Origin of the sequence: Microcoleus sp. POL10_C6, assembly GCF_036701585.1 — a bacterium.
Lineage (GTDB): Bacteria > Cyanobacteriota > Cyanobacteriia > Cyanobacteriales > Microcoleaceae > Microcoleus.
Map to the genome: position 1 here is coordinate 15,380 of NZ_JAUBRB010000026.1, position 13,151 is coordinate 28,530.

Sequence of the window (13,151 nt, forward strand, 5' to 3'; positions counted from 1 at the left end):
ACTGTTGGCGGTTGACTGTTAACTGTTAACTGTTGACTGTTGACTGTTGACTGTTAACTGTTAACTAATAACTAATGGCTAATAACTAATGACTCTTGTACAGTTCCATAATATCGCTGACAGCCATCCGCGAATTTGCTCCCAAAGTCAGCGGTGATGTGTGTCCTCGCTGCAAGTGTTCTGCCGCCGCACAGCCGATCATTGCTGCGTTGTCTGTACAATATTTTAATGGCGGAAACAATACCCGCAAGTTGTGTTTTGCTGCTGCTGCTTGTAAGTGTTTTCGCAGTCCGCTGTTTGCTGCAACTCCCCCGCCGACTACAATAGTGGTAAGCCCGAAATTTACGGCACAGTCGATCGCTCTTTTTGTTAAACCCTTAGCTACAGTTTCCTGAAAGCTGGCCGCAATATCATTAATTGTAGAGGCAGGCAAGACCCCTTCCTCACCCACATTGTTATTTTGTTTCTTTAGTTTCTGCACTAATTGCAAAACTGCGGTTTTCAACCCGCTAAAACTACTGTCGTAAGGATGGTAGCCGCCACCAGGCAAGGAAATTCTGCCTTCTGGTAGGGGGTATGCTTGGGGATTGCCAAGGGTGGCCAATTTGTCAATCAGTGGCCCGCCGGGATATCCTAGCTGCAACAGTCTCGCTACTTTATCAAAAGCTTCGCCGGCTGCGTCGTCGCGTGTGTGTCCTACAGTTTCATAAACGCCGCAATCTTTGACGTAAATGAAGCTAGTGTGTCCCCCGGAAACTAACAAACACAAAAACGGTGGCTGCAAGTCGGGTTCGGTAAGGTAAGAAGCGTAGATGTGTCCTTCGAGGTGGTGGACGCCTAAAAAAGGTTTTTGATGGACTATTGCCAAGCTTTTCGCCGCTGTCAGCCCGACTAACAATGCACCTACTAAACCGGGGGCACAAGTCGCTGCAATGCCGTCAATTTCTGACCAACTCAGGTTGGCTTCACCGAGACACTGGGCAATTACCTGATTGAGCATTTCTAGGTGACTCCGCGAAGCCACTTCGGGCACTACCCCACCAAACTGCTCGTGGATTTTAATTTGTGATGCTACAACATTGCTGCAAACTTGACGATTCTTAACAATTGCTGCTGCTGTTTCGTCACAACTTGTTTCGATCGCGAAAATGGTTGCCATTAACTGCTAATTTTATTTGATAGGTTAGTTATTGCTAGCTTAACTAATTCGGCGCAAGTCCCCCGATCTACCTGTAATCAGGTTATTGTTAAGGGATTTTTGCCCGATCGACAGGTAAGGCCATCATGGGATGCAATAAAGGAATATCCTCGCGGTATTGCTAGCTCAGCATTGACCTATGAAAACGGGAATCCCTCATTCTATTGGGCTTTGCCGCATTAATGATGGATACTTTACACTGTCAACAAACACGGTAATCTGGATTCCAGATCGGCAAGTTGAAATGCTTGTACAAAAACTTATTGTTTTGTAACAAAAGGAAACAATTCCATGCGACGATTGTTTGCTGCAATTTTAGTGTTGAGTGTCTGGATCAGTTTTGCTCCAGTTGCTTCGGCTTACAATTTAGTGCCGTGCAAAGACTCTCCCGAATTCAAGGAACTGGCTAAAAATGCACGTTCTACCAATGGTGACCCCGCATCTGCGAAAGCAAGATTCGATCGCTATTCTCAAGCTATGTGCGGCCCGGAAGGATACCCGCACTTAATCGTAGACGGCAACTTGAGCAAAGCAGGGGACTTTTTGATTCCTAGCATACTGTTCTTGTATATCGCAGGTTGGATTGGTTGGGTGGGCCGTTCTTATCTGCAAGTTACCAAAAAATCAGCAACCCCAGAGGAAAAAGAGATTATTATCGACGTTCCTTTGGCAATCAAATGTATGCTGAGCGGCGTTTTATGGCCTCTGGCAGCTCTCACATCAATCACCAGCGGTGAAATGTTTGCGAAGGACGACGAAATTACTGTTTCCCCCCGCTAAAATTGGGAAATGGAGAAGAGCTAATAGCTAACAGTTAAGTAATTAACTAGAAATTAGCAATTAGCGCGCTTATCGATCGGCAATTACCAACTGTCTCGAATTTTCAGGAGCAGAATTCATGCAATACTTTGTCAAGTTTCTTTCGACAGCACCAGTATTGGCTATCCTTTGGATATCTATTCAAGCTGCGGCTTTAATTGAATTTAACCGCTTTTTCCCCGACCTGCTTTTCCATCCAATGCCTTAAGATTTGAGGGAAATTAGGTTGCAAAACCTATGAAGGTTGACGGTTGACGGTTGACGGTTGACGGTTGACGGTGGAAGAAAAAGTTGAGAGTTTTGAGTTTTGAGTGATGAGTTACAGGTTAATTTAAAGCTCAAACATCAAAGCTCTCAAACCGTAGAAGTTGGCGCAAGACCAGCGCATAAATGGGAAAAAAAACCCAAGAATTTCAACTATTTAGTGCTAAAATTAGTTGCCAATGACTAATGACTAATGACTACTGACTACTGACTATTGACTACTGACTACTGACTATTGACTAATATTGTGAATCGATGAAGTCTTATCTCGCCGCAGCAATTCAAATGACTAGCTTGCCTGACCTGCAAAAAAATTTGGTTCAGGCAGAGGAATTAATCGACCTGGCAGTGCGTCGGGGTGCAGAGTTAGTTTCCTTACCAGAAAATTTCTCGTTTATGGGAGAAGAGGATGAAAAGATTGCTCAAGCAGAGGCGATCGGACTCCAAAGCGAAAAATTTCTCAAAACAATGGCCCAGCGTTTCCAGGTAACGATTCTGGGCGGCGGATTTCCGGTGCCGACGGAGGGGGGGAAGGTATACAATACTTGTTTGCTGGTAGACCAAAACGGCACTGAAGTGGCAAGGTACAAAAAAGTACATTTGTTCGATGTGGATGTTCCCGACGGCATTACTTACAGGGAATCGAACACGGTGAAAGCTGGTGAAGATTTGCCATCGATTTATGTGTCGCCGGAGTTGGGGACGCTGGGACTTTCCGTGTGCTATGACGTGCGGTTCCCGGAAGTGTACAGGCATTTGTCGTACAAAGGGGCTGATATTTTGTTCGTGCCTGCGGCGTTTACTGCTTACACTGGCAAGGATCACTGGAAGGTTTTGTTGCAAGCTAGGGCGATCGAGAATACTTGTTATATGATTGCCCCGGCACAGACTGGACACCACTACGGCCGCCGTCAAACTCACGGTCACGCGATGATTATAGACCCTTGGGGCGCGGTTTTGGCGGATGCTGGAGAGGAACCGGGTGTGGCGATCGCAGAAATTAATCCCGATCGACTAGAACAAGTCCGCCGCCAGATGCCATCTCTGCAACACCGGGTTTTTCTCTGAAGGAATTTTGAGACCAATTGGTCTCAAAATTTCAGTCCCAGTGGGCCGCCCGACCTTTCAAGTTTTTATTCGATCAAGTAATTGTGTAGGTTGGTACACAAAAAACTTAGATCGTGTGGGTGCGATCGACAAAAATAAGCGGGTGGGGGCGGATTTACGCCGATCTATGAGTGATATTGTCGATCGGAGGTGACTCTGGCCCCGACAGCTTAATGATATTGTTTTTTCCTGCAGATGAACGGCCAATAACTCGCGATAAAATGTCTAAGGCAGGTTCAATGGGCGTGCACTTCTGCTAAAAGGCGAATTAGCGAAAGTAGAATTGCACGAAATGCGTCTTTTTGGAGAAATGAAACACACTCTTTCGGTTTTAGTTGAAGATGAAGCGGGTGTCCTCACTCGAATTGCTGGTTTATTTGCCCGTCGGGGTTTTAATATTGAAAGTCTGGCCGTTGGCCCGGCGGAACAAGGGGGAGTGTCTCGGATTACGATGGTTGTACCCGGAGATGACCAAATTATCGAACAGTTGACCAAGCAACTGTACAAGTTGATTAACGTGCTTAAAGTTCAGGATATAACGGAAATTCCCTGTGTGGAACGGGAGTTGATGTTGCTGAAAGTTAATGCTGCTAGCGGGACGCGATCGGAGATCATTGAGTTAGCTCAAATTTTTAGAGCGCGAGTGGTGGATATTGGTGATGATACGCTGACATTGGAAGTTGTGGGAGATCCCGGTAAAATGGTGGCGATCGTCCAGGTTCTGAATAGATTTGGGATTAAGGAAATTGCTCGTACTGGGAAAATTGCCCTGACGCGCGAGTCGGGGGTAAATACTGAGTTTCTCAAATCTTTGGAAGCGAAAGTTTAAGGAAGTTGACGGTTGACTGTTGACTGTTGACTGTTGACGGTTCACGGTTGACTGTTGACTGTTGACTGTTGACGGTTCACGGTTGACCCTTCGACTTCGCTCAGGGCAATGTGGTTGACTGTTGACTGTTGACTGTTGACTTGTATTGGTCATTAATTAATTGTTGGCTATTAATTATTTAAAGAAGCTAATATGGAAAGCTTTCAACAGCTACAAGTTTATCAATTAGCTGAAAAAATATCAAACGAAATATGGTTTATTGTTAAAAAATGGGACGAGTTTACGAAGGATACGATGGGCAAACAAATAGTGCGATCGGCTGATAGTGTTGGTGCTAATATTGCAGAAGGACAGGGACGCTATAGCTGCCAAGATAATCAGCGTTTTGTTAAAATTGCCAGAGGCTCCTTAAACGAAACAAGACACTGGTTAAGACTTGCCTACGCTGGAAATCTTTTAACCCAAGAACAGAGCGATCGCCTGCTTCCCTTATTAAATGAACTTTCACCAAAACTTAATGCTTATCTTAACTCACTAAAACAAAAAGCCAAAGGTTAACAGTCAACAGTCAACCGTCAACAGTCAACAGTCAACAGTCAACAGCCAACAGTCAAATTACCATTTAGGTTGACTTTCTATCAAAAGTGTGGCTGCAATGCTGTCTATCGGCTTTGAGAAAAAGTATCCTTGTCCGTATTCGCATTGCAGCGCTCTAAGTAAATTAAGCTGTTCGCTGGTTTCGATTCCTTCAGCAATTACATCCATACCTAAATGACTGGCTAAAATTAAAATAGTCTGTACAATCGCTTCGTTGCCTTCATCTTCAGTCATGCGGCTGACAAAAGCTCGATCGATTTTTAAAGCATCAGTTGGAAAAGTGTGCAGGCGGCTCAAAGAAGAATAGCCAGTGCCGAAATCGTCAATATATAATTGAATTTCTAAATTTTTCAATTCCGCGAGGATAGCCACTGCTGATTCGGCATTCTCCATGATGACGCCTTCAGTAATTTCTACCTTTAAAGTGCGGGGGTCAAGCTGAGTTTCTTGTAAAATTTCGCGAATGCGATCGATTAAATCCGGTTGTTTAAATTGTTGGTTAGAAAGGTTGACGCTGACAGTCAACGGCGGATTTTCTGGGAATTTTTGGTGCCACTGGTGGATCTGATGGCAAGCCGATCGCATCATCCACCAGCCAATAGGTATAATCAATCTAGTTTCTTCTGCTACTAAAATAAACTCGCCAGGAGCTACGACACCCCGCTGCGGGTGATACCACCGCAGCAGCGCTTCAAAACCGCTGATTCTACCAGTAACTAGAGAGACGATGGGCTGATAGTAGAGCTGAAATTCTTGGGAGTCTAAAGCGCGTCGCAGGTCGTTTTCCAGTTGCAAAAGGGCGACGGCGCGAGTGTGCATACTTAAGTCAAAAACTTCGTGGCGAGCTTTGCCCAATCCCTTAGCATGATACATGGCAGCATCTGCATCTCGGAGCAGTTCTTCAGGTCGATCGTACAACATGGGGAACGGGACATTGGGAACAGGAGAATCGGAAGATAAGCAAGACAAAGAAGTTTCCCGATCGATATTTCCCAGATGTTCGGGACTCGACAGTTTGCTGGTTTCCCTTGAATACCGAGGCAAACCAGAACAAACAATCCCTATGCTAGCACTGGTAAAAACTTGATATTCGTTAAGGTAAAAAGGCTCTGCCAGTTCCGCTTGCACTCGTTCGGCAATCTGGATCGCATCCTCGGTGCTTTTGATATTTTCCAGCAAAATAGCGAATTCGTCGCCGCCAAGACGCGCAACGGTATCTCCAGCGCGCAAACAGATTCCCAGGCGCTGCGCGATCGCGATTAGCAACCGATCGCCCACTAAATGCCCCAAACTATCGTTAACAACCTTAAAGCGATCGAGATCGATAAACAGCACCGCAAACAAAATTTCGGGGCGGCGTTTTGAAAGATTGATCGCGTGCCCCAAGCGATCCATAAATAAAGCTCGGTTGGGCAAACCGGTTAGCATATCGTGCAAAGCATCGTGTACCAACTTATCTTCTGCTATTTTGCGGAGGGTAATATCTTCGACAGTGCCTTCGTAGTAAAGTAAATTTCCATCAGGGTCGCGAACTGCCCGGCCGTTCTCGGAAACCCAGATAGTAGTGCCGTCAGCGCGGTAAACTTGAGACTCGAACTCAGACACAAAACCTTGTTTTTCGATCGCACGCAAAAACTCGACGCGGCGGTTGGGATCGAGGTAAAGTTGGCGGTCGATGTTGCGTATGTTCGCGATCAATTCGGCAGCCGAGGAGTAGCCGTAAATTCTCGCCAAAGCAGGGTTAGCGCTGAGGTAGCGCCCGTCAGGCGTTATCTGGAAAATGCCTTCGATCGCATTTTCAAAGATACTGCGGTATTTCTCTTCCGCCTGTTGCAGTGCGAATTCTGCCTGCTTGCGATCGCTGATATCGGTCAACGTGCCGAGATAGCCTAGAACTTCCCCGCTTTTCGTCATTTCTGGCACTGCTTGCCAAAATACCCAGGTTGTGAAGTCACCGTTGCAAAAACGGTACTCTAACTTACAGGGCAACTTATCTGTGACAGCGCGATACCACTGGCTCAAAACACGATCGCGGTCTTCGGGATGCAAACTTTGCGCCCAACCTTCGCCTAGTGCCTTTGGTGCAGTCAGTCCCGCCATCTCCAAAAATCGCTCATTGACGTACAAGCAATCTCCAGCAGCGTCGGCGCGGAAAATCCCGACCGGCAGTATTTTTGCCAAGGTGTAATAGCGGTATTCGCTTTCTAGCAGTGCGCTGGCAGCTACTTTAGTCTCGGTGATATCAAACATGGCGCCTTGAAGGATGACAGATTTGCTTGCTTCATCGCGAACTGCGGTCGCTTGATCGCGGAACCAGACTACTCGACCGTTGCGGGCGATCGCGCGGTATTCTGAAACCAGCGACCCCTCGCAGAAGATATCTTCTCCATCGGTGAATTTCTGTGTAGCGTTTTCAACTAACACGCGGTCACGGTCTTCTGGGTGAACGAGTTTCAGCCACAGGTCGGGATCGGCTCTCCATTCAGCTACAGAATAACCTAGAAAAGTCTCGATTTGCGGGCTGATGTAAAGTTTGGCAGCCGTGCGGTTGAGGGGAGAAATGTAGGTGACAGCCGGCATTTGTTCTACCAGGGCGCAGTATTTCGCTTCTACAGTGGACAGTGCTGCTTCTAGGCGCTGCCGCTCTAATTCGGCGGCGGCCCGTCCGGCAAAGATGCTGAGAATTAATCGGAATTTGGCAAGATGTGCTTCCACCAGGGGGCGATCGTGGAAAATACAGATAATGCCTAAAGGTTCGCCGTAAGAGTTTTTCAGCAAGACTCCCACGAAACTGCGCGCACCTGTAACTACCGGTCTGCGGTCTTCTGGAAAGGTTTCCCAGAGGTTGTCTGGACAGGAATACATTCCCGCCTCCAGCACCCGCGCTTCGGGAGTATTGGCGGTGTCGCACTCAAAGTTTGGCTGCTGCTGTCCGTCGCTCCAAAAACTGATAACTTGCAATCTATCGGCAGCAGCATCAGTGCGTGCCTTCGACTTAATCGATTTGGCAGCGACGGCGGTGCGAACTCCGAGTGCTGAGGCTAAGTGGCAAACTAAGGCATCAAAGAATTCTGCTCCCCCCGGCGAATCAGTACCTGCTAGGATTTCGCCCAGCAAATCTTCCTCTAATTGCGCGAAAGCATTAACTTTGGGAGGATTCTCGGCATTCGGGCGATCGAGATTTTCCCCCATCGAACCCGAAATGCTCAGACTTAGGGTTTTGCTAGTTCCAGGCCCCACAATAGGCGAAGAATTCACTGTTAGGCGCTGTTGCTTGGGCAAGAATACAGCGCGGCCCACACCTAAAACTTTACCCAAGAAGCTGTCAGTTGCCGGCCACCGATTTGAGTTCGGGAAAATCACAAAGTTTTTCCGCATTTTCAATCCTGCAGATAAATCGTCCGGCTTTAAGTCGGCCAACTGCCGTTGCTCTTTGGCTAGCGGTAGACTGGAAGACCTTCGGTGCCACTTGAGACAAATCGCGGGCACCAAGGCTAAAGTCGCCGATAATCCCAGAAAATATGCAAGAATCTCAAAGTAAAAAAATAAATCTAGATCGAACATCGATTAGCACCGCTCGACAATTGTTGTAGTTATCTGAAGCCAATCTATTTAAAAATAACTAAGTATCGTCACGGATGGGTAACGAATACAAGGTCAGATCGCCGTGAAGGCGACAAGAGAGTTAACAGTTCACAAAAAACCTGGCAATACTTGACATTACCGAACTTTTTGTGGTTTTTTTCGTACAGGCTGAACCCGTACAGGTGAAATTGTAAACACATATATACGATTGTGGCACTCCTCTAAGGCGGTGAGTTTACGTTGACTTTTCTAATTATATTTAACGCTGCATTCACATCAGCATTAATTCGACTTTCATTCCAAGACCGAAACCACTCGCGTTTACCGATCTTACCCTGGTAAGACTCTTGCTTACCGACAGGCTCTACATCCCCAAAGCTGCACTTATTTATATAAGCTGCTTGTGGAACTATTACCTTGATACCGACTAATTCAGTTTTGCAAGTAAGAAATTTTATGGGCTGGGTATGAGTAATTACGCCAAAAATATGATGGTTTTTTTGTAATTTTATATTCTGTTTATTCCTCACCTTTGTACCAATAATTAACTGGATTTTTTTCTCATCCCCCAACCGCTTGACAATCAAAATCTTGGTCTGATGAAGGTAGTTTTCTAATGTCTTGTTTCGATTAAATGTGATTTGCTGGATTTGGCGCGTGGTAGATTTTTCCTGGTCGATTTTTGACAGTAAAAATGCTCTGCGTTGATTGAAACCTTGATTAATTGATTTGAGATGTTTTTTATCATAAATAGTTGGAGTAAATGTTGGCTTATTAGATGCCAAAGCGACGAAGTGAGCAATCCCTAAATCTATACCTGCTCTGAGGTGGTAATTTAAATCCACCAACGTTACAGGCTTTTGATTAGCAACCTCAAAAAAGTAGAGCGCTGTTGCAGGAACGACCCTTACCTTGATGACATTTTGGGATTTTGTATAAAATATTATGTCACTTTGAGATAAATGAAGTAGTCCCTGATTGGGGTTTATCCCCCTTTTTTTTATGGATTGGTTATCAGAACTGAACAAGTTACGTGTACAAATTTTATGTTGGTATTGGGGGATGCTAGGTAGGAATGAAAATCGAGGTATATCTGGATCATAAGCTATTCTTGAATTTTGGCAATCCTCCCCATCGTGAACAACTTGTTTGAGACCTTTATTTCTAATTTTAGCAGTGAATGATTGAGATATGTGTCTAGGTTTTAAGATGGCAAATAACTGTCTGATAGTTCTAGTGCTACCAACTTGATATCCCGAACTAAAAAAGTGTTTTATCATAAATAATTACCACGATCGTAGAAAATTTTGGACAGAAATGATAAGTCATCAAACTGTTTATAAAACTGATGCTGACGATCTAAGTAATGCCTTTCAACAACAATCATAAACTTTGGGATAAACAAAAAGTTTTTTGTTGCTTCGCTAAGCAATATACAATAAAGTCTAGGGATTATCTGATCTAGTGTAACACCCATGATGAAAGCGATTGTTTTTCAAACCCCCGGAAGCCCGTCCGTATTGAAACTGCAAGATATCCCCGCTCCTACTATACAAACAGAAACTGAAGTTTTGGTGCGGTTGCGAGCGGCGGGTATCAATCCGATAGATACTAAGTTGCGATCGCGCGGCACTTTTTACCCCGAAAAAACTCCTCACGTTTTGGGGTGCGACGGTGCTGGAGTCGTAGAGGCTGTCGGTGCTGGTGTGCAAAGTTTCCAAGTGGGAGACGAGGTTTTTTTCTGCAATGGCGGTTTGGGCGGGTCGATCGGTACTTATGCTGAGTTTGCCGTTGTAGACCAACGCTTTCTCGCCCTCAAGCCTGCTGCTTTAAGTTTTGCTGAGGCGGCGGCGGCACCGTTAGTTTTAATTACAGCTTGGGAATCGCTGTACGATCGAGGGCGCTTGCAAGCCGGCCAAAAAGTGCTGGTTCAAGCTGGTGCAGGCGGTGTCGGCCACGTCGCGGTACAGTTGGCGAAGTTGCAGGGGGCAGAGGTTTGCACGACTGTTAGTTCTGCGGAAAAAGCCAATTTTGTCAAGAACTTAGGTGCAGATTCAGTTATTTTATACAAAAATACCAATGTTGTCGATGAGGTTTTGACTTGGACTCAAGGACAAGGAGTTGATTTGGCTTTCGATACAGTCGGGGGAGAAACTTTTTACCAAACTATTCCGGCTGTGAAGATTTATGGAGATGTGGTAACAATTTTGGAACCCGATCCAGCTTTGGGCAATTTGAAAACAGCGAGAATGCGGAATCTGAGAATTAGTCTGGAATTAATGTTAACACCAATGCTGGAAGGTTTGGTGGAGGAACAGGAACAGCAGGCTCATATTTTGCAGAAGTGTGCTCGTTTGTGCGATCGCAACTTGCTAAAAATTCACGTCAGCAAAACTTTCCCTCTCGAAGAAGCGCCAGCCGCTCACGAACTGTTAGAAACAGGCTCAGTAACCGGTAAAATAGTGCTTGAAATTGCGGGTGGTTAAAAATGCGGATGGTTAAATAAGAAATTCACAACTGATATCATGTCCGGTCGAAAAACGGCGATTTTTGTAGGGCGGGTTCACCAAGAATACCTGCCAATAACTGACAATCTCAAAAACTCACCCCGACCGCGATATTATGCTTAATCGATCGGACATGATATGAAATTATTGGATAGAAAGGTGCAAACTCCTGGTTAATAACTTTGAGAGAGTTCTGGCTAATTGCACGACCTAGATAAATCTTTGTTTTCTATCAAATCCATTGGTCTCGGAATGATCCATCTGTCTCTTCCCTTTCTCTGTATCCTCTGCGCCCTCTGCGGTTTAATCATTCCAATACAACCGGAATTCATATTATTAGGCTGATGATTAAAAGGCTGGCGGGCTAAAAGATATCAAATGGGTTCTATAAACAAGAGCGAAAACCGCATAGGGAAAATGCCACTGTCGATCAAGAAACTTGGGGGTCAAGTGCTTAAATTGACACGACGAAAGGCACGGCGCCGTGTCCTAATTTCGGGTAACTAACGGCGATTCACTTGTAACCAAATTTCCAGCGTCACCAGCAGCCACAGCTTCAGCCCATAGCGGGGAAAAACTTCGCCACGATAGTTTAGCCACTCGCCGATTAGTGTTTGATCAAGGTAAGGCGCGATCGCCGAATGACGATTCAGTAGCAACGATCGCGCTTGCCGCTGCCAATCCCTCAAAAACCACTGCTGCATCGACATCACCATCCCGCTTTTCGGACGATTGACAATGACATCGGGCAGCAAATCCGCCACAGCAGCCTTGAGAACCGCTTTTTCCTGCGCGCCCGAAAGCTTATATTCTGGCGGAATTTGCAAACTTAGTGCCACCATCCGCGCATCGAATAGGGGCGATCGAGCTTTTAGTCCCGCCGCAGCCGTGAGATTATTCACCTTGGTCAAAATGTAATCGGCTCCTTTAAACTCAATGTTGAGCCGCATCAGCCGATTCAAAAACGTCGTTTCTGTCTGTTGCAATTCCTCAGCAAAGACGGAAGGCGCATTCTTCACCTTTTCCCAAACCTCCGGCTTCAGCAAACGTGGCAAATCCACATAGCATTTTTGAAACGAAGTCAAGTAAGCTGCGATCGGATCTGGTTTACCCTGAATCGAACCGTACAAACTGTTGAGTAACATCGGCTTATTTTTCGGCCCGCCAAAGCACGGATCGCCGCCTTCGCCATTGAGTACCACGTCTGCGAATTGCTTTGCCGATCGCCCCAACAGCAAATTTGGAACCGTCAAGCCTTCCCCCACCGGATCGTCCATCGCCGCCAGCGTTTCCGGTAGCAACTCCCAAATTTGCTTTGGCGAAACTTCTAAAATATGGTGCTCAGTGCCACAATGTGCCGCAACGATGTTGGCAAATTCAATCTCGCTGGGATATTCAGCGCCAAAGTGCATCGAAAAAGTGTGTACCGCACGATCGTGCAGCCTTGTGGCGATCGCCGTGACGCAACTTGAGTCAATTCCGCCCGAAAGATATGCTGCGACTGGTTCTCCCGCTGGTAGCGCTTCCTGCACCAGTTGTTCCAAAAGCGATCGCACTTGTTGACTATGCCATTCCAAAGGGCGATCGGCGTTAGTAATTTGCTCCTGTGGCTGCCAGTATCTCTGCGCCTCAACATCCGGTAAGTACAGGTAGCTACCGGGCCGCAACTCTCGCACGGCTTCCCACAGCGTTTGTGCTCCGGGTACAAAGGCACAGCACAAATAGTCGCGCAAAGCAACTAAATCAAGTTCTCGATCGTGATAGGGATTGAGCGATCGCAGTCGGGGCGCAATCCAGCGAGTCGTTCCTGTACGGGTGTAATAGAGGGTTTTTGCTCCCACGCGATCGCGCCCCAGACACAAGGTTTGCTCCTCTCTATCCCACACAGCAAGGGCAAATTGTCCTGACAGCAAGCTCAGTGTTTTAGTACCGTACTGCTCCCACAGCCGCGCGACGATCGCCAAATCGGTCAATCCCTCCGTGTCTATCTGTTGTTTGAGCATTGGGGTGCGATCGAAGCAGCAGTCACCTACCAGCACAAATCGCTGATTGGGGCTGAAGGTGGGTTCAGCTCCGATTATGGCAAAACCGGAAGTTTCCCAAGTTGCAGGGTGCGATCGGGATTCTGGGCCCCAAGCAATGACCCAATTAGGGTAGATAGACTTCTGAGTCTGCATTTTAAATTAGACATCTCCCATAATTAATTATTGTGGAACAGGCCGCAAAGCCTGTTCAAAACAGGCTT

10 protein-coding genes are annotated in these 13,151 nt (G+C 46.3%); 6 read left to right on the plus strand and 4 right to left on the minus strand.

Annotation, left to right across the window (positions count from 1 at the left end; translation table 11 throughout):
• Nucleotides 1-85: 85 nt before the first annotated feature.
• The gene (gene tsaD / locus QUA34_RS16245; RefSeq protein ID WP_333388216.1) at nucleotides 86-1,159 is read right to left on the minus strand and encodes a tRNA (adenosine(37)-N6)-threonylcarbamoyltransferase complex transferase subunit TsaD; all 1,074 of its coding nucleotides are present in this window, start codon (nucleotides 1,157-1,159) and stop codon (nucleotides 86-88) included.
• 330 nt (nucleotides 1,160-1,489) lie between these two features.
• Between tsaD and QUA34_RS16250 the strand changes: the two genes are divergently transcribed.
• The 5 genes from QUA34_RS16250 (at nucleotide 1,490) to QUA34_RS16270 (ending at nucleotide 4,775) form a co-directional block, all read left to right on the plus strand.
• Complete coding sequence (locus QUA34_RS16250; RefSeq protein ID WP_333037176.1) at nucleotides 1,490-1,978, plus strand: Photosystem I reaction center subunit III; 489 nt, start codon at nucleotides 1,490-1,492, stop codon at nucleotides 1,976-1,978.
• A gap of 118 nt (nucleotides 1,979-2,096) precedes the next feature.
• On the plus strand, nucleotides 2,097-2,225 hold the full coding sequence (gene psaJ, locus QUA34_RS16255) for a photosystem I reaction center subunit IX (protein ID WP_333037175.1): 129 nt from the start codon (nucleotides 2,097-2,099) through the stop codon (nucleotides 2,223-2,225).
• 311 nt (nucleotides 2,226-2,536) lie between these two features.
• Nucleotides 2,537-3,349, plus strand: coding sequence for a carbon-nitrogen hydrolase family protein (locus tag QUA34_RS16260; protein WP_333388218.1), 813 nt, complete (start codon nucleotides 2,537-2,539; stop codon nucleotides 3,347-3,349).
• A gap of 349 nt (nucleotides 3,350-3,698) precedes the next feature.
• Nucleotides 3,699-4,217: an acetolactate synthase small subunit gene (gene ilvN, locus QUA34_RS16265; protein ID WP_041622928.1), complete on the plus strand. Its 519-nt coding sequence runs from the start codon at nucleotides 3,699-3,701 to the stop codon at nucleotides 4,215-4,217.
• 192 nt (nucleotides 4,218-4,409) lie between these two features.
• Nucleotides 4,410-4,775: a four helix bundle protein gene (locus tag QUA34_RS16270; RefSeq protein ID WP_333388221.1), complete on the plus strand. Its 366-nt coding sequence runs from the start codon at nucleotides 4,410-4,412 to the stop codon at nucleotides 4,773-4,775.
• A 57-nt stretch (nucleotides 4,776-4,832) separates the two neighbouring features.
• Here QUA34_RS16270 and QUA34_RS16275 read toward each other — a convergent pair whose 3' ends face one another.
• Nucleotides 4,833-8,378, minus strand: a complete 3,546-nt coding sequence (locus QUA34_RS16275; protein ID WP_333324261.1) for an EAL domain-containing protein — start codon at nucleotides 8,376-8,378, stop codon at nucleotides 4,833-4,835.
• Nucleotides 8,379-8,620: 242 nt separating this feature from the next.
• Complete coding sequence (locus QUA34_RS16280; RefSeq protein ID WP_333388223.1) at nucleotides 8,621-9,679, minus strand: transposase; 1,059 nt, start codon at nucleotides 9,677-9,679, stop codon at nucleotides 8,621-8,623.
• 198 nt (nucleotides 9,680-9,877) lie between these two features.
• On the opposite strand from QUA34_RS16280, the gene QUA34_RS16285 reads away from it, so the two are divergent.
• The gene (locus tag QUA34_RS16285; RefSeq protein ID WP_333388306.1) at nucleotides 9,878-10,885 is read left to right on the plus strand and encodes a zinc-dependent alcohol dehydrogenase family protein; all 1,008 of its coding nucleotides are present in this window, start codon (nucleotides 9,878-9,880) and stop codon (nucleotides 10,883-10,885) included.
• Between the two features lie 524 nt (nucleotides 10,886-11,409).
• On the opposite strand, the gene QUA34_RS16290 is transcribed toward QUA34_RS16285, so the two are convergent.
• Nucleotides 11,410-13,083: an asparagine synthase-related protein gene (locus QUA34_RS16290; protein ID WP_333388226.1), complete on the minus strand. Its 1,674-nt coding sequence runs from the start codon at nucleotides 13,081-13,083 to the stop codon at nucleotides 11,410-11,412.
• Between the last annotated feature and the right edge of the window lie 68 nt (nucleotides 13,084-13,151).

Bases quoted from the DNA above. Each gene is read 5' to 3' on its own strand.
- tsaD (WP_333388216.1), bottom strand. From the start codon at position 1,159: ATGGCAACCATTTTCGCGATCGAAACAAGTTGTGACGAAACAGCAGCA.
- QUA34_RS16250 (WP_333037176.1), top strand. From the start codon at position 1,490: ATGCGACGATTGTTTGCTGCAATTTTAGTGTTGAGTGTCTGGATCAGT.
- psaJ (WP_333037175.1), top strand. From the start codon at position 2,097: ATGCAATACTTTGTCAAGTTTCTTTCGACAGCACCAGTATTGGCTATC.
- QUA34_RS16260 (WP_333388218.1), top strand. From the start codon at position 2,537: ATGAAGTCTTATCTCGCCGCAGCAATTCAAATGACTAGCTTGCCTGAC.
- ilvN (WP_041622928.1), top strand. From the start codon at position 3,699: ATGAAACACACTCTTTCGGTTTTAGTTGAAGATGAAGCGGGTGTCCTC.
- QUA34_RS16270 (WP_333388221.1), top strand. From the start codon at position 4,410: ATGGAAAGCTTTCAACAGCTACAAGTTTATCAATTAGCTGAAAAAATA.
- QUA34_RS16275 (WP_333324261.1), bottom strand. From the start codon at position 8,378: ATGTTCGATCTAGATTTATTTTTTTACTTTGAGATTCTTGCATATTTT.
- QUA34_RS16280 (WP_333388223.1), bottom strand. From the start codon at position 9,679: ATGATAAAACACTTTTTTAGTTCGGGATATCAAGTTGGTAGCACTAGA.
- QUA34_RS16285 (WP_333388306.1), top strand. From the start codon at position 9,878: ATGAAAGCGATTGTTTTTCAAACCCCCGGAAGCCCGTCCGTATTGAAA.
- QUA34_RS16290 (WP_333388226.1), bottom strand. From the start codon at position 13,083: ATGCAGACTCAGAAGTCTATCTACCCTAATTGGGTCATTGCTTGGGGC.